Here is a 25,226-nt window from a genome sequence, read left to right as displayed (position 1 = left end):
TCAGCCACGCGGCGCCATGGCTGACGGCCAGGGAAGGAGCTCGGGAAGGTCAACGCCGTCCGCCGCGGCGGTCGCGTTCAGCCCGCCCAGCGGCTTCCGACCTGCCAGCCAGGCGGCGATGTCCTGCAGGAGGCCGGTGACGACGACAGTGCGTGCGGGGGTTCCCGAACCGTTGAGGAGGGTGCGTGGTTGCTCCCCCAGCGGCTGAAGCTTGAGTGCCGTGCCTGCGGGGACCCGTGCTGTGAGGAATTCGAAAAGGTAGTGGCAGAAGGCGCTGCCCCAGTCGAGGGAGGTGCGTCGGAGGCCGAGATCGGAGGCGTGAATGACCAATTCCCGCCAGAGCGCGAGCGCGCCGTCGCGTACGGTGCCGTCCCGGTAGGAAATACGACTGTCCCACTCGCTGCCGGTCACGCCGGCAAACACCGCCACGGCGGTGCTGACGGCGTCGGTCAGGGTGTTAAGTTGCTCTTCTGCAGCGCGCTGTGCCCGCCGCTCGATGTCCCGGTTGCGGCCGTCGGGCCCGTCGTCGTAAAAATCGACGGTTTCACCGCGGGCGGCGAATTCGAGCTGACGCGTCATCGCCCGGCACACGCCCTCGACGTGGGCGATGACGAAGGCGCGATTCCAGCCCGGGAGGTCCGACGGTTCCGCGAGGGCGACGTCGCTGAGCCCGGCCGCTGTTGCCAGCAGTTCCCGGCCCGCGTCGGCAAGGAGTCCCGGAAGTCTCCGGGGATCGTGCTGGGGTGCTTCCGGCTGCGACGTGTTCACGGACATCCTCGGGATCGGGATCGGGTGGTTTGTCCCGAGGATACCCGCAACTTCCAGCGCTGTGCCTGTATCTGGAGCTAGGACAACGCCGGCGCCGATCGCGCCTGCGCCACCTGCTCGGCCAGTTCATCCAGCTGGCGGCGTACTGCAGCCGGGGCGGTTCCGCCCTGTGAGTCGCGGCTGTTCAGCGACCCTTCGACGGTCAGTACCTCCCGGACACCCGGCGTCAGCCGCGCGGAAATGCCGGCGTAGTCCGCGTCGGTCAGGTCCCACAGTTCGACGCCGCGGCTTTCAGCCAGCTTGACCGCTTCGCCGGAGAGCTCATGCGCCTCCCGGAACGGCACACCCTGGCGAACCAGCCACTCAGCCACGTCCGTGGCGAGAGCGAATCCGAGCGGCGCAAGCGAGGCCATCCGTTCGGTGTGGAACGTCAGCGTCGCGATCATGCCCGAGACGGCGGGCAACAGCACCTCGAGGGTGTCGACGGCGTCGAACACCGGCTCCTTGTCCTCCTGCAGATCCCTGTTGTACGCCAGCGGCAGCCCCTTGAGCGTGGCCAGCAACCCGGTCAGGTTACCGATGAGCCGGCCTGCCTTGCCGCGGGCAAGCTCGGCCACATCGGGGTTCTTCTTCTGCGGCATGATCGATGAGCCGGTGGAGAAGGAGTCATGCAGCGTGACGAAGGAGAATTCCTTGGTTGCCCAGATGATGACCTCTTCGCTGATGCGCGAGAGGTCAACTCCGATCATTGAGGCCACCCAGGCAAACTCCACATACACGTCCCGCGACGCAGTGCCGTCGATCGAATTATGCGTCGCCGACTCGAACCCCAGCTCGGCAGCGACCGCCTCCGGGTCAAGGCCGAGCGACGATCCCGCCAGCGCGCCTGAGCCGTACGGCGAGACCGCCGCCCGGCGGTCCCAATCCTGGAGCCGCTGCACATCGCGCAGCAGAGCCCAGGCGTGGGCGAGCAGGTGGTGGCTCAGGAGCACCGGCTGCGCGTGCTGAAGGTGGGTACGGCCCGGCATCGGCACCTCCAGGTGCTCCTGAGCCTGTTCCACCAGTGCGTCAATCGTGGCGAGGACGCCGCCGGCAATGATGCGGGCGTGTTCCCGCAGGTACATCCGGCCGAGCGTGGCCACCTGGTCGTTGCGGGAGCGGCCGGCACGGAGCTTGCCGCCGAGGGCCGGCCCCGCCCGCTCAATCAGGCCCCGCTCAAGCGAACCGTGCACGTCCTCGTCGGAGTCCGCCGGCACGTACGCGCCCGTGCGGACGTCGTCGTCGAGCGTGTCCAGGGCGGCCAGCATGCCGGCCAGCTCGCCGTCGTCGAGCAGGCCGGCACGGTGAAGGACGCGGGCGTGCGCACGTGAGCCGGCGATGTCATGACGGGCGAGCCGCCAGTCGAAATGCGTCGACTTGCTCAGCGCCGCGAGGGCGTCCGCGGGACCGCCGGAAAACCGGCCGCCCCATAGCGACCCTTCGTTCGTCCCGTGTGCGGCAGTACCGTGTGCCTCCGTCACCGTTCAGCTTCCTGCGCGCTGATCGCGGCCTGAGGCCACCTTGGAGGACAGCCCGAAGATTTCGATGAAGCCACGGGCCATCGACTGGTCAAAAGTGTCACCGGTGTCATAGGTGGCCAGGTTGAAGTCGTACAGCCCGACGTCGGAGCGGCGGCCGGTGACGGTTGCCCGCCCGCCGTGCAGCTCCATCCGCACGTCGCCGGACACGTAGCGCTGGGTATCGTCGATGAAGGTTTCCAGCGAGCGCTTCAGCGGGGAGAACCACTGGCCGTCATACACCAGCTCGGTCCAGCGCTGGTCAACGGTCTTCTTGAACCGGGCCTGCTCGCGTTCAACCGTGACGTTCTCCAGTTCGCGGTGGGCGGTGATCAGGGCCATGGCTCCGGGCGCCTCGTAAATCTCGCGGCTCTTGATACCCACCAGGCGGTCTTCGACAATGTCGATCCGGCCTACGCCCTGTGCGCCCGCGCGGCGGTTCAGTTCCTCGATGGCCTGCAGCGGCGTGACGGCGTGGCCGTCAATCGCCACCGGAATGCCCTCGCGGAAGGAGACGACCACCTCATCGGCCGCCGGTGAGAACTCGGGGGAATCGGTGTAGTCATAGACATCCTTCGTGGGGCCGTTCCAGATGTCCTCGAGGAAGCCTGTTTCGACGGCGCGTCCCCAGACGTTCTGGTCGATCGAGAATGGGTTCTTCTTGGTGGTCTCGATCGGCAGGCCTTTTTCCTCAGCGAAGGCGATGGCCTTGTCGCGGGTGAGTGCGAGGTCACGGACGGGTGCGATGCACTTCAGATCCGGGCCGAGGGTCTGGATGCCGACCTCGAACCGGACCTGGTCGTTACCCTTGCCGGTGCAGCCGTGCGCAACGGTGGAGGCGCCGAACTCACGCGCCGCGGCGACGAGGTGCTTGACGATCACCGGCCGGGAGATGGCGGAGACCAGCGGATAGGCGTCCATGTACAGGGCGTTCGCACGCAGCGTGGGCATGCAGTACTCGTTGGCGAACTCGTCACGTGCGTCCGCGACGTAGGCTTCCACGGCGCCGCAGCCCAGTGCGCGCTGGCGAATGGTCTCGAGCGATTCCCCGCCCTGTCCGACGTCGACGGCGACAGCCACCACTTCTGCTCCGGTTGCCTCGGCGATCCAGCCGATGGCCACCGACGTATCCAGTCCGCCTGAGTAGGCGAGGACAATGCGTTCAGTCACTTGGGTAGCTCCTCTTGTGTGTTGGGGTATTTCGGTGATGTGGAGAAAATCTGGTGTTCAGGACGCTTCGTGCGCGAACTGCAGGAATCGGGCAGCCACCTCGGCGCCGCCGGAAGGATCGCGGCTGACCAGCATAATCGTGTCGTCTCCGGCGATCGTACCGAGCACCGACGGCATGACCGAATGGTCGATGGCCAGCGCCAGGAAGTTCGCGGCTCCCGGCGGCGTACGCAGGACCACCACGTTCCCGGATGCCTCGGCCGTCACGAGGAGCTCCCCGCACAGCCGGGACAACCTGCTGTCCAGGATTTCCTGCGTGACGCCGCTCTGCGGTGCCCGCCCGCCGCCTTCACCGGGCACGGCGTACACCAGTGCGCCGTCCTTACCACGGACGCGCACGGCTCCCAGCTCGACGAGGTCACGGGACAGCGTGGCCTGCGCCACCTGTAGACCGGCATCCGCCAGCAGTTCGGCCAGTTCAGACTGGGACCGCACCGACTGTGCGGTGAGCAGGGCAGTGATCCGGGCCTGGCGGGCGATCTTCGTCGTTGGCTGACCTGTCGGCTGACCAGGAGGCTGGCCGGCCGATTGACCTGGTGACGCCGCAGTAGTCACGAGCGCTCCATGAGCCACACCATGAGCGCCTTCTGCGCATGCAGCCGGTTCTCCGCCTCGTCCCACACAACAGACTGCGGCCCGTCGATGACCGCGGCGGAAATCTCGTAGCCGCGATAAGCCGGCAGGCAGTGGAGGACGACGGCGTCGGCCGCCGCCTGCGCCAGCAGCGCCTCATCAAGGGCGTACGGACGGAACAGCTCGAATCTCGCAGTCTTCGCGGCGTCGTCCTCGATCTCCTGCCCCATGGACACCCAGGTGTCGGTGGCAAGGACATCGGCCCCGGTTGCCGCCTCGCCTGCATCCGTGGTGATCAGCACCGAGCCGCCGGTTTCCGCGGCGCGCTTGTTGGCGGCGTCGACAATGTGTTGTTCCGGCAGGTAGCCCTCGGGACCCGCGATGCGTACGTGCATACCGGCGGTGACCCCGGCAAGCAGGTAGGAGTTCGCCATGTTGTTCGCGGCATCACCGAAGTAAGCGAGCGTGAGGCCTGCCAGCGCGCCCTTGTGTTCCCGGACGGTCAGCAGGTCGGCGAGCAGCTGGCACGGGTGATAGTCATCGGAGAGCGCGTTGATGACGGGCACGGAGGATGCCTCGGCCATCTCCTCGAGCCCGGCCTGCGCATAGGTGCGCCAGACGATGGTGGAGACCATCCGTTCAAGGACCCTGGCCGTGTCAGCGATGGATTCCTTGTGACCGAGCTGCGACTCGCCCGCACCGATGATGAGCGGCACCCCGCCGAGGTCCGCGATCCCCGTGGCAAAGGACACGCGGGTCCGGGTGGAGGTCTTGTCGAAGATCACGGCGACGGTCTTGCGTCCCGAGCCATCACCGGCATAGGCGGGGTTCGAGTACGGTGCCTTCTTCAGTTCAAGCGCGAGGTCGAGGACCTCGTTTTGTTCAGCCTGGGTGAGGTCGGTGTCGAGTAGGAAGTGGCGGGTCATTCGGATGCCTCCGTGGTCTGGGCTGCGTTGTTTCCGGCTGCGTTGTTTCCGGCTGCACCGCAGTTTCGTGCCGTCTCGAGGATCGCCGGCAGTGCATTGAGGAAGCTCTGTGCCTGGGTGCGCGTCAGGATCAGCGGCGGCGCGAGCCGGAGTGTGTGCGGCGTGGGCGCGTTGATGATGAACCCCTGGGTGAGGGCCTCCGTGACGGCGTCCGGGGCGTAGTCGCCGTCGAGGTCGAAACCGATCAGCAGGCCCTCTCCGCGGACCTCGCTCACGCCGCTCACGCCGGCCAGCTTGCTGCGAAGGTAGCTGCCGACGTCGTTCGCGTTCTGCAGCACCGAACCCGCCTCAAGCGCGTGCAGGGTGGCCAGCGCAGCGGCCGTCGCGACTGGATTCCCGCCGAAGGTCGTTCCGTGCTGGCCCGGCGTGAGCAGCGAGGACACCTCACTACCGAATGTCACCAGCGCACCGATGGGGAAACCGCCGCCCAGTCCTTTGGCCAGGGTCATGGCATCAGGGGTGATACCGCTTGCCTGGTGCGCGAACCAGCGCCCGGTGCGGCCCACGCCGGTCTGTACCTCGTCCAGGATGAGCAACGCGCCGACTTCACTGGTCAGTTCACGTGCCTTGCGCAGGTAGTCGATGCTGAGCGGGCGCACGCCCGCCTCGCCCTGGATAGGTTCGAGGACGACGGCGGCAACAGACTCATCGAGCGCTGCCTCCAGCGCCGCGGTGTCATTGAACGGCAGATGCTCGACGCCGCCGGGCAGCGGTTCGAACGGCTCGCGGTACGCCTGCTTCGCGGTGAGGGCGAGAGCGCCCATGGTGCGGCCGTGGAAGCCGCCAGCAAGCGCGAGAATGCGCTTGCGTCCGCCGGCGCTGTTGCGGCGGGCGAGCTTGAAGGCTGCCTCGACGGCCTCGGTGCCGGAGTTCGCGAAAAACACCTTCGATCCTTCGCCGGCACCGGACAGGGACAGGAGCTTCTCGGCGAGCGCCACCTGCGTGGGGCTGGTGAAGAAGTTCGAGACATGCCCGAGGGTGGCCAGCTGGGAGGAAATCACCGACGTGACGAAGGGGTGGGCGTGGCCCAGCGCGTTGACGGCGATTCCGCCGAGGAGGTCGAGGTACTGCTTGCCGTCGGCATCCCAGACGTGGCAGCCAGCTCCGCGCACCAGAACGCGCTGCGGCGTGCCGAAAACACCCAGCACGGCGTTCGAATAGCGCTGCAGCCATTCTTTCCCCTGTGCAGGGTCAATGAGCGCCGCTGCCGATGCGGATTCGAGGGCGGTTTCCTTGGTCACAGTGCTTCGTCCTCGTCCGGCACTACCTGTGTGCCTATTCCAGCGGCCGTGAAAATCTCAAGCAGCATTGAGTGCGGCAGTCGTCCGTCGACGATGTGCGCCCGCTCCACTCCCCCGTCAACGGCCTTGAGGCAGGCGGTCATCTTGGGAATCATCCCCGATTCCAGTTCGGGCAGGAGGCCTCGCAGATCGGCAGCCGTCAGTGAAGAAATCAGGCTCGTGCGGTCCGGCCAGTTGGAGTAGAGACCTTCGACGTCGGTAAGGATGACGAGCTTCGACGCACCGAGCGCTTCGGCGAGCGCCGCAGCGGCGGTGTCGGCATTGACGTTGAGGACCTGTCCCGTTCCATTGCCTGTGGAGTCAGTCTCGGGTGCCACGGTGGAGATGACCGGGATGCGTCCTGCTTCGAGGATGTCGAGGATTGCGGCCGGGTTGACTCCGACCACTTCGCCGACCAGCCCGAGGTCAACTTCCTCGCCGTCCACTACGGTGCCGGTCCGGACGGCCCGGAGCAGGCCGCCGTCCTCACCGGAGAGACCAACGGCATAGGGCCCATGGGAGTTGATGAGGCCGACCAGTTCACGGCTCACCTGGCCGGTCAGCACCATGCGGACAACATCCATGGCTTCCGGGGTAGTGACGCGCAGGCCGCCCTTGAATTCCGAGGTGATGCCAAGCCGGTCCAGCATCCCGTTGATCTGCGGGCCGCCGCCATGCACCACGACGGGGCGCACCCCGGCGTGGTGGAGGAACACGATGTCCTCGGCGAAGGCACGGCGCAGCTCATCGTTGACCATGGCGTTGCCGCCGTACTTGATGACCATGGTGGTGCCGGCGAACCGCTGGATCCAGGGAAGCGCCTCGATCAGGGTTGCCGCCTTGTCCTGGGCGGCGTTGAGAGTGTTCATTTTGTCCTTCGACTCGGCGTCTGCAGCGGCAGCATCTTCACCTGAAAAGTTCAGCTCGAGTAGGCCGAGTTTTCATGCACGTAGTCGTGCGTGAGGTCATTGGTCCAGATTGTGGCCGATTCGGAGCCGGCGTTGAGGTTGATCTCGACGGTGACCAGGCGGGCGGTCAGGTCGACCAGTTCCCGTGGTTCACCGATTCCGCCGTCGCGGCAGATCTGCACCGCGTTGATCGCTACATCGAGGCGATCGGGCTCGAAAACGGCGTCGGTGGTGCCGACGGCCGCCAGGACCCTGCCCCAGTTCGGGTCGTTGCCGAAAATGGCAGCCTTGAAGAGGTTGGACCGGGCAACGGCACGACCAGCGGTTTCGGCGTCTTCCTCGGTGGCTGCGTTGATGGTCCGGATCGCGATGGTGTGGCTCGCTCCTTCCGCATCCTCAATGAGCTGATGAGCCAGTGAAGAGCAGACGCCGGTGAGAGCTTCGGTGAACTGGGCCGGATCCGGACGGACTCCGCTCGCGCCCGAGGCAAGCAGCACCACCGTGTCGTTGGTCGACATGCAACCGTCCGAGTCAGCGCGGTCAAAGGTGACTCGGGTTGCGGCACGCAGCGCGGTATCGAGGACTGCAGCGTCCAGGACGGCGTCAGTGGTGAGGACAACCAGCATGGTGGCGAGGCCCGGCGCAAGCATTCCAGCACCCTTTGCCATTCCGCCGATGGAGTAGCCCTCGCTCGGCTCATCCTGCGTGGCGGGGTAGGTTGCGGTCTTGGGCACCGAGTCAGTGGTCATGATTGCCTCGGCCGCAGCCCGGCCGCCGCCGTCGGACAGGTGTGCGGCTGCCTCGTTGACGCCCGGCAGCAGCTTGTCCATGGGCAGCTGTTCTCCGATGAGCCCGGTGGAACAGACGAAGACATCGCTGGCTGAGACGCCAAGCGCCTCCGCCGCGAACTCCGCGGTGCGGTGCGTGTTCTGAAAGCCCTGCGGCCCGGTGCAGGCGTTTGCACCACCGGAATTGAGCACGACGGCATCCACCCGCCCGTCCGAGACCACCTGACGCGACCAGTGAACGGGCGCAGCGGCGACCCGATTGGAGGTGAAAACCGCCGCTGCCTGGTGGTGCGGACCATCATTGATGACGACGGCGACATCCCGTGCCCCGGTCGACTTCAGTCCTGCCGCCACGCCTGCTGCGCGGAATCCCTGCGGTTCGGTAACGCTCACGGTGCAACTCCTGATCCGGTGAGGCCCGTGATCTCCGGCAGACCGAGGGCAATGTTCATAGACTGCACCGCACCACCGGCAGTCCCCTTGGTGAGGTTGTCGATGGCACAGCTGACGACGACCCGGCCGGCATGCTCGTCGAAAGCCAACTGGAGCTGCGCAAAGTTGGACCCGAGGACGGATTTGGTGGCGGGCCACTGACCAAGCGGCAACAGCGTGACGAAGGGTTCGTCGTCGTACGCGGTTTCCCACGCCTCACGCAGCTGCTCAGCGGTGGTACCGGGTGTGACCCGCGCAGTCGCCGTCGTCAGGATGCCGCGTGACATCGGAGCGAGGGTCGGTGTGAAGGAGACCGTGACCGGCGCACCGGCAGCCCAGCCCAGCCCCTGCTCCACCTCCGGGGTGTGCCGGTGGCTGCCGCCGACTCCGTATGGGCTCATCCCGCCCATCATCTCTGAGCCGAGCAGATGCGATTTCAGCGCCTTGCCGGCGCCGGAGGCACCGGAGGCAGACACAATGACGACGTCGTCCGGCTGGAGCAGCCCCGCAGCGAATCCCGGGGTGAGGGCCAAGAGTGCGCTGGTCGGGTAGCAACCGGGGACGGCGATGCGGCGGGCGTTCCGCAACGCGTCGCGGGCACCGGGCAGCTCCGGAAGTCCATAGGGCCAGGTGCCGGCATGCTCCGAGCCGTAGAAGCGGTGCCAGGCGTCGGCGTCTTCGAGCCGGTGGTCAGCTCCGGCGTCGATGACCAGGACTTCCGGCGGCAGCTGTGCGGCCACCTCGGCGCTGGCTCCGTGGGGCAGGGCGAGAAAGACGACATCATGCCCGGCGAGGTTGGCGGGATTGGTTTCCTCAATAATGCGGCCAGCGAGGGAGTGCAGGTGCGGCTGCACCTCGCCCAGCCTGCTGCCGGCACTGCTGTGGGCGGTGATCGCGCCTATCCTCACCTCGGGATGGGTCGAAAGCAGGCGCAGGACCTCGCCTCCGGCATAGCCGCTTGCTCCGGATACCGCGACGGAAATATTCATGCGATTCATCGTACAGCAAACCTATTCACTGGTGCACATATTTATCCAATGGGTACTGGAGGTCGGAATGAGTTCACCACGGGACCGGTTGCACCGCAGTAAGAGCACACCGATGAGAGGAAGCACTGACATGCCCATTGCCATTGTCGCTGAGCGCGCCGGAGGACCCGAGGTCCTCAAACCCGTGTCCATCGAACGGCCTGCACCGTCCGGTTCGCAACTGTTGGTCGGGGTCGCCGCGGTCGGGGTGAACTTCATTGAGACGTACCAGCGTGCCGGGATCTATGCGGTTGAGTATCCGTTCATTCCGGGCGGTGAGGCAGCCGGTGAAGTCATCGGGATAGGGCCGGAGGCCCACGGCTTCTCGGTTGGCGACCGGATAGCGTTCGCCGAGGGTTCCCGGTCCTACGCCGACTACACACTCGTTGATGCGGACAGGGCACTGCCGGTGCCCGACGGCGTGGACCTTGAGACCGCCGCCGCGCTTCCGCTGCAGGGAATGACGGCGCACTACCTGGTGAATTCCACGTACCCGGTACAGCACGGTGAAACTGTGCTGACCCACGCGGGGGCCGGCGGAACGGGGCTCCTGCTGACGCAGATGCTCAAAGCCAAGGGAGCCCGGGTCATCACAACCGTCTCGACCGACGAGAAGGAAGCACTGGCGCGGGAGGCGGGAGCCGACGTCGTACTTCGCTACGAGGGCTTCTCGGAGCGGGTGCGGGAGCTGACCGACGGCGCGGGTGTGGATGTGGTCTATGACGGAGTGGGCAAGGCGACCTTCGACGGGTCGCTGGAGTCACTGCGCGTGCGCGGGATGCTGGTCCTGTTCGGCGCTGCATCCGGGCCGGTTCCCGACTTCAATCTGCAGCGGCTGAACAGCTCCGGTTCGCTCTATGTGACGCGGCCGAGCCTCGCCTTCTATCTGCGGTCCGCCGAGGAGCGGCGCTGGCGGGCAGGAGAGGTCTTCGGCGCGGTTGCTGACGGATCGCTCACCGTGAGGATCGGTGCACGTTACCCGTTGGCTGACGCCGCGCAGGCGCACGAGGACCTCCAGTCGCGCAGGACGACGGGCAAACTTCTCCTCCTCCCCTGATCCCGCGCGCTAAGTCCCCCAACCCGCGTTCATTTGTCAGGACACACCCCTTTTGGCTGTCCATAGGGGGTGTGTCCTGCACATTCAACGCGCGGATGCAACACGGGTCAGCGGCGCTGCACGGCTCCGTGGCGCTCGGCCGCGAGGTGCACGGCCTGGTCGCGGGCGGCGCTCGCCTCATCTGCGGTCAGGGTGCGGTCGGTGGCGCGGAAGCGAAGACCGAAGGCAAGTGACTTCTTGCCGTCGCCAATCCCCTGTCCTGAGTACACGTCGAACAGGTGCACCTCCTCCAGCAGTTCACCGGCGCCTTCGCGCAGCGTGGCGAGAACCTCATCGGCCGGCAGACCCGCGTCCACCACAAGGGCTACGTCCTGCGTGGTCGCGGGGAAGGTCGAGAGATGCCGGGCCACGATGACGTCCGGCGCGGCGTCGAACAGCAGGTCTGCGTTGATTTCCAGTGCAACCGTGCGCGGCGGCAGGTCCTGCGCGGCGACCAGCTTCGGATGCAGTTCTCCCGCGTAGCCGAGCTCCTCACCGCTGCGCAGACTGATGCGTGCGGTGCGTCCGGGATGGAAGGCCCGGTGCTCACCCTGTTCGATCACGAGGTCGACGCCGACGACGTCAGCCATCAACCGGACGGTGTCGAGGGCGTCCGCCCAGTCCCAGGCACGCGGAGAGTGGCCGGCTGCAGCCGGTGAGTCCTTGCCGAAGAACACGGCGGCGATAGTCAGCGGCTGCAGCGGGAGGCCGTTGTACAGCGTCTCGAGCGTCGCGTCGTCGGGCAGGGCTCCGAGCGGCGGGATGGTTGCGGTGCCGAGGGTCTCCTGCGGCAGGAACACCAAACCGGCCTCGAAGAGCGCCAGATCGCGGAATCCGCGCGAGGAGTTCCGCTTGGCCACCTCGATCAGGCCGGGAAGGATGGAGCGCCGCAGGTAGCCGAATTCGGCACTCAACGGGTTGGCCAGCTTGACGGCGGGTCCCGTTCCCTCCGCTGCGCCGAACGTGTCGTTGGCCTCCATTGAAACAAAGGGATAGGACAGCACTTCGGTCAGCCCTGCGCCGGCGAGCGCAGCCAGAACGCGGCGCCGCTGCTGCTGGGTGCGCGTGAGGCCGCGCCCGGGAGGAGCGACCGGCAGCCGCGACGGGATCTGGTCGTAGCCCACCAATCGGGCGATTTCCTCGGCGAGGTCGTCTTTGATGGTCAGGTCCTGACGCCAGCTGGGGGCGGTAACCTGCCAGCCGCCGTCGTACTCCGCCACGTCAGCACCGAGGTCGGTGAGTGCACCGACCACCTGTTCCGGCGCGAAATCCATACCGATCCGTTGCGAGGCATAGCCGGCCGGCAGGTCGATCAGGATGGGTTTGGGCGCGGTTCCGACGTCGGTGATCGATGCATCGGCGGTACCGCCGGCAAGCCTCACGAGCAGGTCCACGACGCGCTGGGCCGCGACATCGGCAACGTGCCAATCCACCCCACGCTCGAAGCGCTTGGACGCCTCCGACGGCAGCTTGTGGCGGCGGCGTGCGCGGGCGATTGACACCTCGTCGAAGTGTGCGGACTCCACGAGGACGTCCGTGGTGGAGCTCGAGACCTCCGTGGCCGCTCCGCCCATGACGCCGGCGATGCCGATGGCGCCCGAAGCGTCAGTGATGAGGAGATCCTCAGGGTGCAGCTCACGCTTGCGGTCATCGAGGGTCACGATGGTTTCGCCGGCGTTGGCCCGGCGCACCACAACCTCACCGGTGAGCCTGGCGACGTCGTAGCAGTGCGTCGGCTGGCCGAGCTCGAGCATGACGTAGTTCGAAATGTCGACCGGCAGCGAGATGGATCGGATGCCCGCCAGGCGCAGCCGCGAGACCATCCACTGCGGCGTCGGCCGGGTGGCATCCACCCCGCGCACCACGCGGGCCACGAAACGGTCGCAGCCGGCATTCCCGTAAATGGGAGCCTGGTCTTCCAGCCGCACCGGGTACCCCGCGCCGTCCACCAGATCCACGACGACGGCGGCAGCCGGGTCGGTGAACGCCGACCCCGTGGCGTGGGCGTACTCACGCGCGATCCCCCGGATTGAGAAGCAGTAGCTGCGGTCGGGGGTCACATTGATTTCGGCCGCCTGGTCATAGAGTCCCAATAACTCCATGGCGTCCGATCCGACCTCCGGGTCCAGCCCGAGAGTGGACAACACGAGGATGCCGTCGTGGTCCTCACCGATTCCCAGTTCACGAACGGAAGCAATCATCCCGGCAGACACATGGCCGTAGGTCTTGCGTGCGGCAATGCGGAAATCGCCGGGAAGCACGGCGCCGGGAAGGGTGACCACCACCTTGTCACCTTCGACGAAGTTGTGTGCGCCGCACACGATTCCCTGCACGCCGGACGGGTCGATGCCGTCCGCGGTCAGGGTCTGCTCAGCGCCCTCGGGCACCACACGGACCTGGCACCAGTTGATGGTCTTACCGTTGGTCTGCGGCTCTTTCTCGACCGAGAGCACCTGTCCCACCACGATCGGTCCGGAAAGGGTATCGGTGGGACGATGGACGGCCTCTTCCTCCAGGCCGACCTTCACCAGTTCGGCCATGACGTCTTCGGCGGATGCCTCGCCAGGAACCTGTGCGTACTCACGCAGCCAGGACAGTGGTACTCGCACGGTTAGATCTCCATCCCGAAGTGCTCGCTGAAACGTACGTCGCCCTCAATCATGTCCCGCATGTCGCCTACCTCGTTGCGGAACATGAGGGTGCGCTCGATGCCCATGCCGAACGCGAATCCCGAGTACACGTCAGGATCGATGCCGGCGGCTCGGAGCACGTTCGGGTGTACCATGCCGCAACCGCCCCACTCAATCCACTGGGGGCCGCCCTTGGCACCCGGGTGCCAGATATCCAGCTCGGCCGAGGGTTCGGTGAAGGGGAAGTAGTTGGGACGCAGGCGGATGCCGGCATCATCGCCGAACATGAGCCGGGCGAAGTGTTCGAGCGTTCCGCGCAGGTCCGCCATGCTCAGGCCCTTGTCGACGGCCAGGCCCTCGAACTGGTGGAACACGGGAGTGTGGGTGGCGTCCAGCTCGTCCGTGCGGAACACCTTGCCGGGGCACAGGACATAGATGGGAACCTCGCGCTCGAGCATCGCTCGCACCTGCACCGGTGAAGTGTGGGTGCGCATCACCAGGTGCGCCTCGGGCGGCTCAACGAAGAAGGTGTCCTGCATTTCGCGCGCAGGGTGATCGGGTTTGAAATTCAACGCGTCGAAGTTGAACCATTCGGATTCAACCTCGGGCCCTTCGGCGATTTCCCAGCCCATGCCGACGAAGATGTCGCTGACCCGCTCCTGGAGGATGGACAGCGGATGCCGGGCCCCAGCACGACGACGGCGCGGAGCAGCGGTCACGTCGACTGCCTCCTCCACGAGGATGCGCGCGTCGCGCTCAGCTTCCAGCTCGGTTGCCCGGGCGGCGAGTGCCTGGTTGATGCGTCCGCGGGCGGGGCCGATGTTCTTTCCGGCGGCGGCCTTCTGGTCTTTCGCGAGCGAGCCGATCTGCCGGTTCGCGAGGCTCATCGGCGACTTCTCGCCCGTGTGGGCAAGCCGTACCGATTTGAGCTCGTCGAGGTTCCCTGCGGCGGCGATCTCGCTGAGCGCGCGGTCAACCGCGGCCGCGATGGCGTCGGCGTCCAGGGGATCCGGGGCGGCGGCGGTGTCCGGAGCGTCCGCGGGTGTGGTGGGTTCAGACATGAGTGTGCTTTTACCTTGGTGTCGTGAGCGCGATGGGTGCCGGCGGCACTGATGATCCAGTACTCCGGCGGCCTTGCCAGTCTAAAGGACCGTTGGCGGGTGCCCCGAATGGCCCCAACCACGGCCGGGCATGTCCTGCACCATATCTTTAGACTTGGGCCTATGCATCGCCGCGACCGCCTGCGCTCGGCACTCAACTGGATGAACGGATCTACGCTGCTCGGCCTGGCCGCCGCGAAGCTGGTGGGCTGCGAGCTCCGCCCCGCTTCCCGCGGCCTCATCTTCGCGCATCACTACTCCCCCCGGCTGCCGAAGGCGTCTGCGTTCACCGTGGGAAACGTTGTGCTGTTCCGTGCGGGACCGGAAGTGGTGGCCCGGAGACCGCGGCTCGTCGAACATGAAGCACGCCACTGTACGCAGTATGCGTTGTGCTTCGGCCTGCCGTTCCTGCCGGCCTACTTTCTTGCCGCGGGGGCGTCCTGGCTCCTCACTGGTGATCCGGCGTCGCGCAATGTCTTCGAACGCGGGGCCGGTCTCCAGGAGGGCGGCTACGTGGAGCGCCCGCTGCGCGCCGCGCTGACCCGGCGTGTCAGTGCTCCGCGCCGGCTGCGATCCTCAGATCCGCTCCGGAGTCGGCACTCGTCCGGGCAATAACAACCAGCGCGCGGGCCATCTCCCCGATCGGCATCCCGGACGCGCCGTGAGCCTGTGCCTGTTCGGTCGAGAACGGCACATGGATAAAGCCGCCGCGCGGCGCACCGTCACCGTGGGCCAGTAGATCCATGAGCCCGTAGAAGACGTGGTTGCAGACATACGTGCCGGCCGTCTGGGACACCGCCGCGGGCAGCCTGGCCTCCACCAGCGCCTGCAGGCTCCGCTTGAGCGGAAGAGTGCTGAAGTAAGCCGCTGGCCCGCCGGCGCGCACGGCATCGTCCACCGGCTGGTTGCCCGCATTATCCGGAATCCGGGCATCATCGACATTGATCGCGATCCGCTCGAGAGAGACTTCCGACCGGCCTCCCGCCTGCCCCACGCACAGCACCAGCTGCGGCTGGTGAGCACGAACGGCATCAGCAAGCACATCGATGCTTGCGCCGAAGACGCAGGGCAACCGAACCGCTACCACCGCCTCGCCCTCATCCGCCAGGATGGCTGCGGCCTGCTGAGCCGCCTCCCAGGAGGGATTGACGGTTTCGCCGCCGAAAGGCTCAAAGCCGGTGAGCAGGATCATTTCACCAGCCTATCCCTCCGGCCTTTCCGCAATTCAATAGGAACGTATGTTCTAATAAAAGAATGCGATGGGATGCGCAAAAAACGACGACGACGGTGGCCGCTGCCGGAGAACCGGAGCCGCTGGTGCCGCTCGCCGGGCTTGTGCGGTCCGTTAGAACCCCGGAGTTCGCGGGCATCACCTTCCACGAGGTGCTGGCCAAATCGGCCCTGAACCGAGTCCCGGAAAGTTCGGGAATGCCGTTCTCGTGGACCGTCAACCCCTACCGTGGGTGTTCGCATGCGTGCGTGTACTGCTTCGCCCGCAAGACCCACAGCTACCTCAACCTGGACACCGGTCTCGACTTCGACTCGCAAGTAGTGGTCAAGACCAACATCGGCGAGGTCCTCCGGCGCGAGGTAGCCAAACCCTCCTGGAACTGCGAACACGTGGCGATGGGCACCAACACCGATCCCTACCAGCGGGCCGAAGGACGGTACCGGTTGATGCCGGGCATCATCCGTGCGCTCGCAGACAGCGGTACACCGTTTTCCATTCTCACCAAGGGGACGCTGCTCAGCCGGGATCTTCCGCTACTCAAGGAAGCCGGCACCCAGGTCAGCCTCGGCATGGGAATTTCGCTTGCGGTGCTCGATCCCGAGCTTGCCCACACGGTGGAACCGGGAACTCCCACCCCGCGCGCACGCCTGGACCTCATCACCAGGTTGCGGGATGCGGGTCTGCCCTGCGGCGTCATGGCCATGCCCATCCTGCCGTGGCTCACCGACAGCGATGAAGCCCTGGACGCCTTGTTCGCAGCCCTCGCTGCGGCGGGCGCCACGGGTGTGTCCGCCGGAGCACTGCACCTGCGTCCGGGAGCCCGTGAGTGGTACATGGAATGGCTGGCCAAAAAACATCCCTCGCTGGTCGGACGCTACCGCCGGCTCTATGGCGGAGGCACTTACACCTCCGGTGAATACCGCACCTGGCTCTCGAAACGCGTGCAGGTGCACCGGCGTCGTCATGGATTGGCTGCCGGGGCACGCTTCTTTCGGGAGGAAGCGGGAGCAGGTGGGCACGCGCCGTCGTCGTCGGCATCGCCCGGGCATGGGGTGTCAGCAGCCGAGCCCACGCTCTTCTGAGCCGAACTTCCCGCGTCTGCGCCCGGCTACCCTCTTCTGCTCCTAAGTCAGATCTTCGACCGGAACCACGGTCTCGAGCAGAGCATCAACGATGGGACGGTCCGCAGGGATCCACGGAAGATCCCGGAGCTCGCCGGTATCCCTGAGACTGACCCAGCGGAGCTCGTCGTGGTCCTGCAATGCGGCCGGTATGCCGGCGGTGATGACCGCCAGCCACACCCGCATTCCTGCTGAGGCATTCAGCGGCCAGCCGTCGGGATCAGGGCCGACGAGTTCAGCCCCGACCTGCACGTCCACGCCCAACTCTTCGCGCACTTCACGCTGGACCGCCTCCAAGTCATCTTCATCCGGCTCAACCTTGCCGCCGGGGAACTCCCACTGCCCGGCGAACTGCTCCGGAGCGCTTCTGCGCGCTGCGAGCAGTTTGGACGGTACAGTGAGCGAATCAACAATGGCGGCGCCGACAACTTGTGTGCGCTGGGTATCGGTCATCCAGCCAGTCTAGGGGCGCAGAACGACGGCTTAGAAGATGGCGTTGATTCCGTTCCAGCCTGAGCCGAGGGGACTGCGCGAAAGGAAGCCGGACCTGCCGTTGCCCGGGTACAGCCAGAGTGCACCGCTCGAATCACGTGCGGCGATGTCAGCAATTCGGTCACCGTTGAGGTCACCCGTTCCAACGATCGCGGTCATCGAGTTCCAGCCATGCCCGGCGCGGACCCGTGGCAACCATCCGCCCGCACCGTTACCCGGGTAGAGCCAGAGGATGCCCGCGGCATCGCGTGCGAGGATGTCGCTGGTCCGGTCGCCGCTGAAATCGCCCGGCGTGATGATCGCGGTTATCGAGTTCCATCCACTTCCCACGAGGACGCGCGGCAGCCAACCACCGGAACCATTCCCCCGATACAGCCACAACGCACCCGTGGCCCGTTCGCGTGCCAGCAGGTCCACCCGCTGATCACCGTCGAAATCCCCAGGTGCAGTGATGCTGCTCATTCCATTCCAGCCATGGCCCACCTGTACACGCGGCAACCAACCGCCGGTGCCGTTCCCCCTGTAGAGCCACAGCACCCCGGTAGCTGCTTCGCGACCGATCACATCTGCGGGGCCGTCGCCGTTGAAGTCGCCGAGTGTCTCCAGCGCGTTGAAGATCCCCCAGCCATTGCCGATCTGGATTCCGGAGTTCAAACGCCCGGCACCGGTTCCGGCATACAGTCTCAGCTCGCCGGTCGCGCCGACGCGGGCCAGAATGTCGTTACGCCAGTCCCCGTTGAACTCGGCGGTGGAGCCGGTCAGCGTAGAGGCCGGGATGGGCAGCGCAGTGAAGTTATACGGTTCGCACGTGCGGTCATAGTCACGGACATCGTCATACCACTGGGAAATGTAGACACGGCCGGCGGAGAAGCTGGGTGGAAAGCACCTGTCGAGTGCTTCGGTCGGGTAGTCCAGCCTGCCTGCCGTGGCCCAGACAGGTACGCCCGTCAACCGCCATTGGCCAACGATTTCCTGCCAACCGGCGGCGTAGGAGTAGAAACCGTAGGCGAATCCAGCGTCACGCAATCCGCGCATGAGCCCTTCGACGACGTATCTGTTGTCCAATCGTTGGGCGGCGGTTGCAGCCGGCCATGGTTGGGCAGGGCGCGGTTCAACATCGATCCACACCACCGGCGGGCGGAATCCGATCCGAGTGAGGCTCTGAACGGCGAAGCGGGCCTCCGAATAGCCAACGTTGGAAAGCCGCCCGGCGTGCGTTGTGGACGACCACGGCCCCTGCCCGCCGTAGGTGGTGAGCTGGGCCGCAGTCGGGTAGGTGGCCATGGCGTAGCCGTGGGCCGGCTTGGCGTTGGTGCGCGCCCAGGTTACCTGGTCTGCAAGGCACGGGTTTTCGGTGAAGGCAAGCCCGCGGGTCAGGCCGATGATGACAAACTGGGATGCCGGCGGCGGAAGAGGCAGCCCGAAGCCGCCCTGCGCCGTCGAACACTGTGGCCAGGAAACGTCATGACCGAAAAGGGGCGCCGCGTGAGCCGCGGGAACGGTAGCTCCCAGCATGCCCACAATGAGGCTGAACGTCAGAAGGCAGGTGGTCAACAGCCGGTGGACAGCCGAAGGCGGCGCGGGCGACCCGTAGTCAGATGATCTCCGGAACGAATACTGAGACGTTCCGGGGGAAATTGCTGGTTCAGGGGATGATCCATCCATGGCTCCGCGCTCCTCGTGCCGGTCCAATTTTAGAGCCGACTGCCGTACTTTGCACCGCCCGGTTCGGGATCTTTTTGGCATCGATCCAATCTCGGACCCGTAAAGTGGAAGGTGCAAGAAGTCCCTGCTCAACGATGCGCGGCCACATAACCGGCGCCGCTTAGGCGCTTCCCGTCGTCGAAATGAGTCCCGTGCCTGCAATGCCCGCCGAACGACCAACGCACACCCTTGTCCTGGCGATTCTCGCCCTGGCGGTGGGTGGCTTCGGGATCGGCACTACCGAGTTCGCCATCATGGGGCTGCTGCCCAGCATGGTGGATGACCTCGGCGTGGATATCCCCGCGGGCGGGCACGTCATCTCGGCGTACGCGCTGGGAGTCGTCGTTGGTGCTCCCCTGCTCTCAACGCTCGGTGCCCGGCTCCCGCACAAGCGGGTAGCGCTGGCACTGATGGCGCTCTTCACCGTAGGGAACCTCTCCTCCTACATTGCCCACGACTACGGGTGGCTCCTGGTCTCCCGATTCATCTCCGGCTTGCCCCACGGGGCCTTCTTCGGAGTAGCCGCGGTCATCGCCGCATCACTGTCCTCGCCGACGCGGCGTGCCCACGCTGTTGCGATGGTCATGATGGGACTGAGCATTGCCAACGTTGTGGGAGTGCCTTTTGCGACCTGGCTCGGGCAGCAGTTCGGGTGGCGGACCATGTTCATCCTCGTAGGGTTCATCGGCATCCTCACGCTGCTCCTGATCGCCCGCTTTGTACCCCATCAGGACGTACGCGACGGCGCGAGCATCACCCGGGAGCTGGGGGCACTGAAACGGGGACAGGTATGGATGACCCTGCTGATCGGCACGGTCGGTTTCGGCGGATTCTTCGCTGTGTACACCTACATTGCACCGACCATGACGGAAGTGGCCGGTGTCTCCGAAGCTGTGCTGCCGATCGTCGTCGCGCTCTATGGTCTTGGCATGGTCGCAGGCAACGTCGTAGGCGGGCGACTCGCCGATATCTCCGTATTGGGGACCATCTACTGGGTGATGGGAAGCATCTCGGTGTGCCTTCTGCTTTTCGCCGTGGCGGTGCAGTGGGCACCGACGGCCCTGCTGTTCGTCTTCCTCGTCGGGGCGATCGGATCGGCTCTGATCCCCTCGCTGCAGGTGCGCCTGATGGATGTCTCCCCCGACGCTCCGTCGCTGGCGTCTTCCATGAACCACGCGGCGCTCAATACGGCGAATGCGTTGGGCGCGTTTCTCGGCGGCGCGGTGATCGCGCTCGGCTGGGGCTACACGGCACCGGCCCTGGTGGGTGCTGTGCTTGCGGCCTTCGGTCTGGGAGTGGCGTTGATCAGCGGTCGGATGGACCGCGCCGCCACGGCTCCGGAGAAGCCGGTTCTCGCCGCCTCCCGCTGAGCTTTTGGCCGCCTCCCGCGGACCCGACGGAAGAAAGCCGTCTAACCGCGCTGAGCCCGGGCGGACGCGTAGAGGCACACAGTTGCTGCGGTACCGACATTCAGGCTCTCAGCGCTGCCGTAAATGGGTACTGACACCCGGTGGCCGGCTGCCTCCAATACTTCCGGCGCCAATCCCTGCGCCTCGTTGCCGAAAAACCAGGCTGTGGGGGCCTCCAGGAACGGCTTCCGTGCGTCCTGCTCATTTACACTCAGGGACGACGGCGCCAGCCGCCTGGCCGCACTCGCGTCCTGAAGCTCGTCCAGGTTCCAGTCGCCGTAGCCGTCGGCCGCCAGCACCGTGACGGAATGACCGGCAAGCGCTGTCAGCAGGTCCCGGGTATCGACGCCGACCACCACGGGCAGATGGAAAAGGGAACCCACAGTCGACCGGACGGTCTTCGGGTTGTAGACGTCCACGCTTCCGCTGGTCAACACCACAGCGTCAGCGCCGGCGGAGTCGGCGGCACGGAGGATAGTCCCGGCATTTCCGGGATCACGAACCTCCACCAGGACGGCAATCAGCCGCGGACTGCGCTCAAGCACCGACGCCAGCGACGAGTCGATGAAACGGCAGACTGCGAGGGCACCCTGCGGCGTGACGGTTGAGCTCATAGCTGCAAGCACCTCGGCCGTCACCATCCGCGGCGGAACCACAGCACCGAACTCCGGGTAGCGCGCCAGGGTCTCAGCCGTCAGATACACGTCCTCCACGACGCCGGCTCCCCCGGCCAAACGGCGGGCCTCGTGGAGGCGCAACGCTTCGCGTACAGCCTGCGGACCTTCGGCGAGGAAGGATTCCTGCCGCTGACGCGCCGAACGCCCCGCAAGCTTCGCTACCTCCCGGACCCGATCTGATCGGGGATTGGTCAGTAGCTGTGCCTGGGGGCGTTCGGATGTATTCATGGATTATTTCAACCGGCTCACGGAACCGGCTGGGTGCGCTGCCTAGGCGTGGACCGGCGCAGAGGTGTCGGACGGCAGTGCGTCCTTGGCGATCTGCACAAGTGCCGCGAACGCGTTGGCGTCAGTTACGGCGAGGTCTGCGAGCATCCGGCGGTCAACCTCAATGCCGGCAGCCTTCAAGCCCTGGATGAGGCGGTTGTACGTGAGGCCATTGGCACGGGACGCAGCGTTGATGCGCTGGATCCAGAGCCGACGGAAGTCGCCCTTGCGCTTGCGGCGATCGCCGTAGCTGTAGACGAACGAGTGGAGCAGCTGCTCCTTTGCCTTGCGGTACAGGCGCGAACGCTGCCCCCGGTAGCCTTTGGCGCGCTCAAGAATAACCCGACGCTTCTTGTGGGCATTGACTGCCCGCTTCACACGTGCCACGTGCGTACTCCTTAGATAGATCGTCCGAACAGAGGTTCCGTGGGCGGCAGTACAGCCGCCTGCGAAGGTGTCCGGAAGTGATAGGGGGTGTGTTAGACGCCGAGCATCTTCTTGATGACCTTGGTGTCAGCCTTGGACACGATCTGGTCGCTGGCCAGACGGCGCGTCAACGTGGAGGGCTTGTGCTCCAGGTAGTGACGACGGTTGGCCTGCTGGCGCTTGAGCTTTCCGCTGCCGGTCAGCTTGAAGCGCTTTTTGGCGCCACTGTGGGTCTTCATCTTCGGCATGGAAACCGATCTCCTTTGGTCTCCGCCGGCACTTTGCCGGCGGCTCTTGCGATCTCCGCAGCGGACTGCGGTGCTTACGTATTGCCTTGCTGCCTGGTGGGCAGCCGACTCCTAGCTGGAGCCGGACGGCTTCGATCGGCTTGGCGTTCCCTTGGCCGGGGCAGCCTTGCCGGTTGGTTTTGGTGCAGCCGACGCAGGCCTGGGCTTCGGCGTTGCTGCAGGTTTGGGCGCGGCAGCGGGCTTCGGCGCTGCGGCAGCAGCGGCAGGCTTCGGCGCTGCAGCCGGAGCGGCAACCTGCTTCGGTGCGGCTTCCTTCGGCGCGGCCTGCTTGGGCGCAGCTTCCTTCGGTGCAGCTTCCTTCGGTGCAGCCTGCTTCGGCGCAGCTTTCTTCGGCGCTTCCTCTACCTGCGTGGCCTCAGCAGCCTTCGGCGCATCAGTAGCGGGCGCATCCACAGCAGACGCTGCGGTCCCAGGTACTGCCGTCACAGGTGCTGAACTCTCAGCTACAGGAGCATCAGCTACAGGAGTCTCAGACGCCGAAGCTGATCCTGCCGTACGCAGTTCCTCGGGCAGCAAGTCTCCGATGCTCTGCGTCATCGGTGCGGAGCCAGAGGTGTCAACCTTGTCCCTCGACGAATCATTGGCAGCCTTTGACTCGGCGCGCTGGGCAGCACGGCGTGCTTCAGCCTTGGCTTCGGCTTTGTTCTTCACCGGACCGATAACCATCACCATGTTGCGACCGTCAATGCGGGGGGTGGACTCAACCACGCCGACCTCGGACACATCCTCAGCAAACTTCTGCAGCAGGCGGATGCCCATCTCGGGACGCTGCTGCTCGCGACCGCGGAACTGGATCATGGCCTTGACCTTGTCTCCGGCACCGAGGAAGCGGATAGCGTGGCCCCGCTTGGTCTCGTAATCGTGGGTATCGATCTTCAGGCGGAACCGGATTTCCTTCAGCACGGTGTTCGTCTGGTTCTTGCGCGCTTCACGCGCCTTCACCGCGGCTTCGTACTTGTACTTACCGAAGTCCATGAGCTTGGCAACGGGAGGCTTTGCCTGAGGTGCCACCTCAACAAGATCAAGGTCGGACTCAGCGGCGAGGCGGAGGGCGTCTTCGATGCGGACGATTCCAACCTGTTCGCCGGCAGGGCCTACCAACCGCACCTCTGGGACGCGGATACGATCATTGATTCTTGGCTCGCTAATGTGCTGCTCCTGATATCCGTTGAATAACTGAACCGCCTGCAAAAGGAGAAGGCCTCCAACTGCATGCGCAATCGAAGGCCTCGGCATCAGTGCATCAACGGCGCTCCCTACCAAAGGGAGAGCCAGCGCACCGACCTGAACCCGGCTGCCTGTGGCTGCCTCTGGGGCAACGGCGGCAATCGCGGGTGGGAGAGGACTCCGCTTGCATACTGGTGATCTTTTTCATGCCGTTCCCGGCCACAAAAAATAACGACCCCCAGTTGGTCTGTGACAAGCTTACCAGCATGAGCACAGCAGACAATAATCCCGACGCCGCACGCCACACCTTCCAGACGCCGGAGGAAACGCGCGCCGCGTCCGGCAATGCGAACAATCCCGTTCGGGACATTGCGGAAGTCGCCGCCGTCGAGGTGATTACGACGTCGGCAGTGCACCTGATGAGCGCAGCTGCCGTCAAGTGCGGACTGGCTGAGGGCACTGACGCCGAAACGTACAAGGACCTCGACGAGGCCCGCAAGCTGATTACTGCACTCGCCGGCTTCATCACCGCCGCAGCTCCGGAGATCGGCAGCCAGCATGCCGGCCCGTTGCGCGATGGCTTGAGGTCCCTGCAGCTTGCGTTCAGGGAAGCATCACTCATCCCTGACGCTCCAGGCCAGGGACCGGGCGAGAAGTTCACCGGTCCGGTCAACTGACTGTCCTTCGCGAAACGGGATCTGAGAGATCAGGCGAAGCGCCGCCGTCGTAGTACCTGTTGTGCTCCCAGACACGCCAGGCTCAGGGCGGCGGCCGCTGCACCCACTGCGACGAACCCGCCCCACGGGCCCACGGAGTCGATCATCACGCCTGCCAGCGGCGCGCCCAGTGCCACTCCGGAGGTGAGGGCTGAGCCATACCAGCCCATGGCTTCCCCCCTGCGTTCCTCGGTGACCAGATGAGCAATCCGCTCCGAGGCCGCGGAGAGAACCGGAGCACATAGCAGCCCTGGCGCAATTGAGAGCAACGCAAGAACCACCGTGCTGTCCGCAAAGCCCATCGGGATGGTGAGAACCGCCATCAGCAGCAGGAGCACCAGCGGCGAGAGCGGTCGGTGCATGGCACCGTAGACGAGGCCGCCCACAACGGACGCCGAGCACCAGGCGAGGAAGACCCAGCCCAGCTCGAAGGCCCGCTGATCGGCTTCCAGTACCGCGATGATGCCGACATCCGTGCCGGCAAGGACAAGGCCGGCACCGGCGGCCACGATCATGACCACGGCCACCGGCAGCGTGAGCCAGGCGAAACTGTGCGCCATCCGCGCCCGCGCCCGTGCAGCACGGGCCGGCCGCGCTCCGGGAACGAGTTCTGCTGACGCTTCACTGACGTGGGCTGGAGCTGATGCCACCAACACTTCCACGGCCGCTGCATCATCCTGCGCTCCGGACAGCGTGGCACCGACGGCTCCCGGCTGGGTACTGCGTGTCGGCGGGTTGAACCACATGAGGAACATCCCCGCCACGGCGGTGGAGAAGCCCACAACAGTCAGTCCCAGCACCGTGGACACCTGCGTTGCGAGCACAGCCCCTAGCGCCGGTCCGCCCATGAAGATCACCTCGGTGGCCACCGCATCGAGGGTGAAAGCCGTCCGGCGGGAGGTGCCGCTCACGAGCACACCCAAAGACTGCCGGACAACGGAGAACACGGGAAGAGTAAAGACGCCGCCAACGAGCGCGGCCAGCAGCAGCCACTCGTATGACAGGTGGGGCGCCACCGACCAGATCACCGCCTCGGCAATCACCGATGGAATCAGCGCGGCCCGCAACCCTGCTGTATCGACACGCCGGCCGCGCCAGGGCGCACCGACGGCGATACCGATGGTCATCACTGCAGCTACGGCGCCCGCCTCGGCATAACCGCGTTCGAGGGTCTGCACCACGTGGAGGGTAAGCAGCACCCCTGCGGCAGAGTGGGGGAAACGTGCGATCATTCCCACGATCAGCAGTCGGCGGACCGGGACAATCCTGAGCAGCTCCCGGTAAACGGCAAAGTTCAACGTTCTTCATCTTTCACGCGGGCCCAACCGCCTGG

The 25,226-nt window shown here is 65.8% G+C and carries 24 protein-coding genes; 5 read left to right on the top strand and 19 right to left on the bottom strand.

Going from position 1 to position 25,226, the window contains the following annotated elements; translation table 11 throughout:
* The 9 genes from ACZ2GY_RS06035 to argC all read right to left on the bottom strand — a co-directional run bounded on the left by ACZ2GY_RS06035 (position 1) and on the right by argC (position 9,510).
* The gene (locus ACZ2GY_RS06035; RefSeq protein ID WP_471673276.1) at positions 1–768 is read right to left on the bottom strand and encodes a maleylpyruvate isomerase family mycothiol-dependent enzyme; all 768 of its coding nucleotides are present in this window, start codon (positions 766–768) and stop codon (positions 1–3) included.
* Between the two features lie 77 nt (positions 769–845).
* A complete protein-coding gene (gene argH / locus ACZ2GY_RS06030; protein ID WP_471673275.1) occupies positions 846–2,288 on the bottom strand; it encodes an argininosuccinate lyase in 1,443 nt (480 codons plus the stop codon).
* A 3-nt stretch (positions 2,289–2,291) separates the two neighbouring features.
* The gene (locus tag ACZ2GY_RS06025; RefSeq protein WP_277358728.1) at positions 2,292–3,494 is read right to left on the bottom strand and encodes an argininosuccinate synthase; all 1,203 of its coding nucleotides are present in this window, start codon (positions 3,492–3,494) and stop codon (positions 2,292–2,294) included.
* A 57-nt stretch (positions 3,495–3,551) separates the two neighbouring features.
* Entirely contained in the window at positions 3,552–4,109 is a 558-nt protein-coding gene (locus tag ACZ2GY_RS06020; RefSeq protein ID WP_471673274.1) for an arginine repressor, read from the bottom strand.
* Entirely contained in the window at positions 4,106–5,053 is a 948-nt protein-coding gene (gene argF / locus ACZ2GY_RS06015) for an ornithine carbamoyltransferase (protein ID WP_277358730.1), read from the bottom strand. Before argF ends, ACZ2GY_RS06020 begins: the two co-directional genes overlap by 4 nt.
* The gene (locus ACZ2GY_RS06010) at positions 5,050–6,354 is read right to left on the bottom strand and encodes an acetylornithine transaminase (RefSeq protein ID WP_471673273.1); all 1,305 of its coding nucleotides are present in this window, start codon (positions 6,352–6,354) and stop codon (positions 5,050–5,052) included. The genes argF and ACZ2GY_RS06010 overlap by 4 nt, the downstream gene beginning before the upstream one ends.
* On the bottom strand, positions 6,351–7,262 hold the full coding sequence (gene argB / locus ACZ2GY_RS06005; RefSeq protein ID WP_277358732.1) for an acetylglutamate kinase: 912 nt from the start codon (positions 7,260–7,262) through the stop codon (positions 6,351–6,353). Before argB ends, ACZ2GY_RS06010 begins: the two co-directional genes overlap by 4 nt.
* A 50-nt stretch (positions 7,263–7,312) precedes the next feature.
* Positions 7,313–8,482 (bottom strand): bifunctional glutamate N-acetyltransferase/amino-acid acetyltransferase ArgJ, encoded by a 1,170-nt coding sequence (gene argJ / locus ACZ2GY_RS06000; protein WP_277358733.1) that lies wholly within the window; start codon positions 8,480–8,482, stop codon positions 7,313–7,315.
* Complete coding sequence (gene argC, locus ACZ2GY_RS05995) at positions 8,479–9,510, bottom strand: N-acetyl-gamma-glutamyl-phosphate reductase (RefSeq protein ID WP_277358734.1); 1,032 nt, start codon at positions 9,508–9,510, stop codon at positions 8,479–8,481. The genes argJ and argC overlap by 4 nt, the downstream gene beginning before the upstream one ends.
* A 130-nt stretch (positions 9,511–9,640) precedes the next feature.
* Between argC and ACZ2GY_RS05990 the strand changes: the two genes are divergently transcribed.
* Positions 9,641–10,606 (top strand): quinone oxidoreductase family protein, encoded by a 966-nt coding sequence (locus tag ACZ2GY_RS05990; protein WP_471673272.1) that lies wholly within the window; start codon positions 9,641–9,643, stop codon positions 10,604–10,606.
* A gap of 107 nt (positions 10,607–10,713) precedes the next feature.
* Here the strand turns inward: ACZ2GY_RS05990 and pheT are convergent, their stop codons facing one another.
* Complete coding sequence (pheT, locus tag ACZ2GY_RS05985; protein WP_471673271.1) at positions 10,714–13,254, bottom strand: phenylalanine--tRNA ligase subunit beta; 2,541 nt, start codon at positions 13,252–13,254, stop codon at positions 10,714–10,716.
* A gap of 2 nt (positions 13,255–13,256) precedes the next feature.
* Positions 13,257–14,336, bottom strand: a complete 1,080-nt coding sequence (gene pheS / locus ACZ2GY_RS05980; RefSeq protein ID WP_277358737.1) for a phenylalanine--tRNA ligase subunit alpha — start codon at positions 14,334–14,336, stop codon at positions 13,257–13,259.
* 162 nt (positions 14,337–14,498) lie between these two features.
* Here pheS and ACZ2GY_RS05975 point away from each other — a divergent pair, with 162 nt between their 5' ends.
* Positions 14,499–14,990 (top strand): hypothetical protein, encoded by a 492-nt coding sequence (locus ACZ2GY_RS05975; RefSeq protein WP_346028901.1) that lies wholly within the window; start codon positions 14,499–14,501, stop codon positions 14,988–14,990.
* On the opposite strand, the gene pcp is transcribed toward ACZ2GY_RS05975, so the two are convergent.
* Positions 14,926–15,567: a pyroglutamyl-peptidase I gene (pcp, locus tag ACZ2GY_RS05970; protein ID WP_346028900.1), complete on the bottom strand. Its 642-nt coding sequence runs from the start codon at positions 15,565–15,567 to the stop codon at positions 14,926–14,928. The two genes, ACZ2GY_RS05975 and pcp, sit on opposite strands and share 65 nt — an antisense overlap.
* Before the next feature lie 62 nt (positions 15,568–15,629).
* On the opposite strand from pcp, the gene ACZ2GY_RS05965 reads away from it, so the two are divergent.
* The gene (locus tag ACZ2GY_RS05965; protein WP_471673270.1) at positions 15,630–16,688 is read left to right on the top strand and encodes an Rv2578c family radical SAM protein; all 1,059 of its coding nucleotides are present in this window, start codon (positions 15,630–15,632) and stop codon (positions 16,686–16,688) included.
* Between the two features lie 42 nt (positions 16,689–16,730).
* Here the strand turns inward: ACZ2GY_RS05965 and ACZ2GY_RS05960 are convergent, their stop codons facing one another.
* Entirely contained in the window at positions 16,731–17,180 is a 450-nt protein-coding gene (locus ACZ2GY_RS05960) for a (deoxy)nucleoside triphosphate pyrophosphohydrolase (RefSeq protein ID WP_277358741.1), read from the bottom strand.
* A gap of 30 nt (positions 17,181–17,210) precedes the next feature.
* Positions 17,211–18,773, bottom strand: a complete 1,563-nt coding sequence (locus tag ACZ2GY_RS05955; protein ID WP_471673269.1) for an FG-GAP repeat domain-containing protein — start codon at positions 18,771–18,773, stop codon at positions 17,211–17,213.
* A gap of 293 nt (positions 18,774–19,066) precedes the next feature.
* Between ACZ2GY_RS05955 and ACZ2GY_RS05950 the strand changes: the two genes are divergently transcribed.
* A complete protein-coding gene (locus ACZ2GY_RS05950; protein WP_471673268.1) occupies positions 19,067–20,293 on the top strand; it encodes an MFS transporter in 1,227 nt (408 codons plus the stop codon).
* 41 nt (positions 20,294–20,334) lie between these two features.
* Here ACZ2GY_RS05950 and ACZ2GY_RS05945 read toward each other — a convergent pair whose 3' ends face one another.
* From ACZ2GY_RS05945 to infC, 4 genes are all read right to left on the bottom strand, one after another.
* A complete protein-coding gene (locus tag ACZ2GY_RS05945; protein WP_471673267.1) occupies positions 20,335–21,237 on the bottom strand; it encodes a TrmH family RNA methyltransferase in 903 nt (300 codons plus the stop codon).
* Positions 21,238–21,279: 42 nt separating this feature from the next.
* Positions 21,280–21,663: a 50S ribosomal protein L20 gene (gene rplT, locus ACZ2GY_RS05940; RefSeq protein ID WP_056548429.1), complete on the bottom strand. Its 384-nt coding sequence runs from the start codon at positions 21,661–21,663 to the stop codon at positions 21,280–21,282.
* A gap of 92 nt (positions 21,664–21,755) precedes the next feature.
* Positions 21,756–21,950 (bottom strand): 50S ribosomal protein L35, encoded by a 195-nt coding sequence (gene rpmI / locus ACZ2GY_RS05935; RefSeq protein ID WP_026545492.1) that lies wholly within the window; start codon positions 21,948–21,950, stop codon positions 21,756–21,758.
* Positions 21,951–22,061: 111 nt separating this feature from the next.
* Positions 22,062–23,117, bottom strand: a complete 1,056-nt coding sequence (infC, locus tag ACZ2GY_RS05930; RefSeq protein ID WP_471673266.1) for a translation initiation factor IF-3 — start codon at positions 23,115–23,117, stop codon at positions 22,062–22,064.
* A gap of 326 nt (positions 23,118–23,443) precedes the next feature.
* On the opposite strand from infC, the gene ACZ2GY_RS05925 reads away from it, so the two are divergent.
* The gene (locus tag ACZ2GY_RS05925; RefSeq protein WP_157359090.1) at positions 23,444–23,854 is read left to right on the top strand and encodes a DUF1844 domain-containing protein; all 411 of its coding nucleotides are present in this window, start codon (positions 23,444–23,446) and stop codon (positions 23,852–23,854) included.
* Positions 23,855–23,883: 29 nt separating this feature from the next.
* On the opposite strand, the gene ACZ2GY_RS05920 is transcribed toward ACZ2GY_RS05925, so the two are convergent.
* Positions 23,884–25,191 carry an MFS transporter gene (locus ACZ2GY_RS05920; protein ID WP_471673265.1) on the bottom strand — a complete coding sequence of 436 codons (1,308 nt, stop codon included), beginning with the start codon at positions 25,189–25,191 and terminating at the stop codon, positions 23,884–23,886.
* Positions 25,192–25,226 lie beyond the last annotated feature (35 nt).

The sequence above is a fragment of the Arthrobacter sp. KKT183 genome (assembly GCF_055657625.1).
This window is presented reverse-complemented; position numbering and strand designations above follow the sequence as displayed.

Excerpts from the sequence above, each read along its gene's own strand:
- ACZ2GY_RS05965 (WP_471673270.1), top strand. The coding sequence starts at position 15,630 with ATGCGATGGGATGCGCAAAAAACGACGACGACGGTGGCCGCTGCCGGA.
- ACZ2GY_RS05925 (WP_157359090.1), top strand. The coding sequence starts at position 23,444 with ATGAGCACAGCAGACAATAATCCCGACGCCGCACGCCACACCTTCCAG.
- argF (WP_277358730.1), bottom strand. The coding sequence starts at position 5,053 with ATGACCCGCCACTTCCTACTCGACACCGACCTCACCCAGGCTGAACAA.
- ACZ2GY_RS05960 (WP_277358741.1), bottom strand. The coding sequence starts at position 17,180 with ATGACCGATACCCAGCGCACACAAGTTGTCGGCGCCGCCATTGTTGAT.
- pheS (WP_277358737.1), bottom strand. The coding sequence starts at position 14,336 with ATGTCTGAACCCACCACACCCGCGGACGCTCCGGACACCGCCGCCGCC.
- argC (WP_277358734.1), bottom strand. The coding sequence starts at position 9,510 with ATGAATATTTCCGTCGCGGTATCCGGAGCAAGCGGCTATGCCGGAGGC.
- ACZ2GY_RS05975 (WP_346028901.1), top strand. The coding sequence starts at position 14,499 with ATGCATCGCCGCGACCGCCTGCGCTCGGCACTCAACTGGATGAACGGA.
- ACZ2GY_RS05945 (WP_471673267.1), bottom strand. The coding sequence starts at position 21,237 with ATGAATACATCCGAACGCCCCCAGGCACAGCTACTGACCAATCCCCGA.
- pcp (WP_346028900.1), bottom strand. The coding sequence starts at position 15,567 with ATGATCCTGCTCACCGGCTTTGAGCCTTTCGGCGGCGAAACCGTCAAT.
- ACZ2GY_RS05950 (WP_471673268.1), top strand. The coding sequence starts at position 19,067 with ATGAGTCCCGTGCCTGCAATGCCCGCCGAACGACCAACGCACACCCTT.
- ACZ2GY_RS05990 (WP_471673272.1), top strand. The coding sequence starts at position 9,641 with ATGCCCATTGCCATTGTCGCTGAGCGCGCCGGAGGACCCGAGGTCCTC.
- argB (WP_277358732.1), bottom strand. The coding sequence starts at position 7,262 with ATGAACACTCTCAACGCCGCCCAGGACAAGGCGGCAACCCTGATCGAG.
- rpmI (WP_026545492.1), bottom strand. The coding sequence starts at position 21,950 with ATGCCGAAGATGAAGACCCACAGTGGCGCCAAAAAGCGCTTCAAGCTG.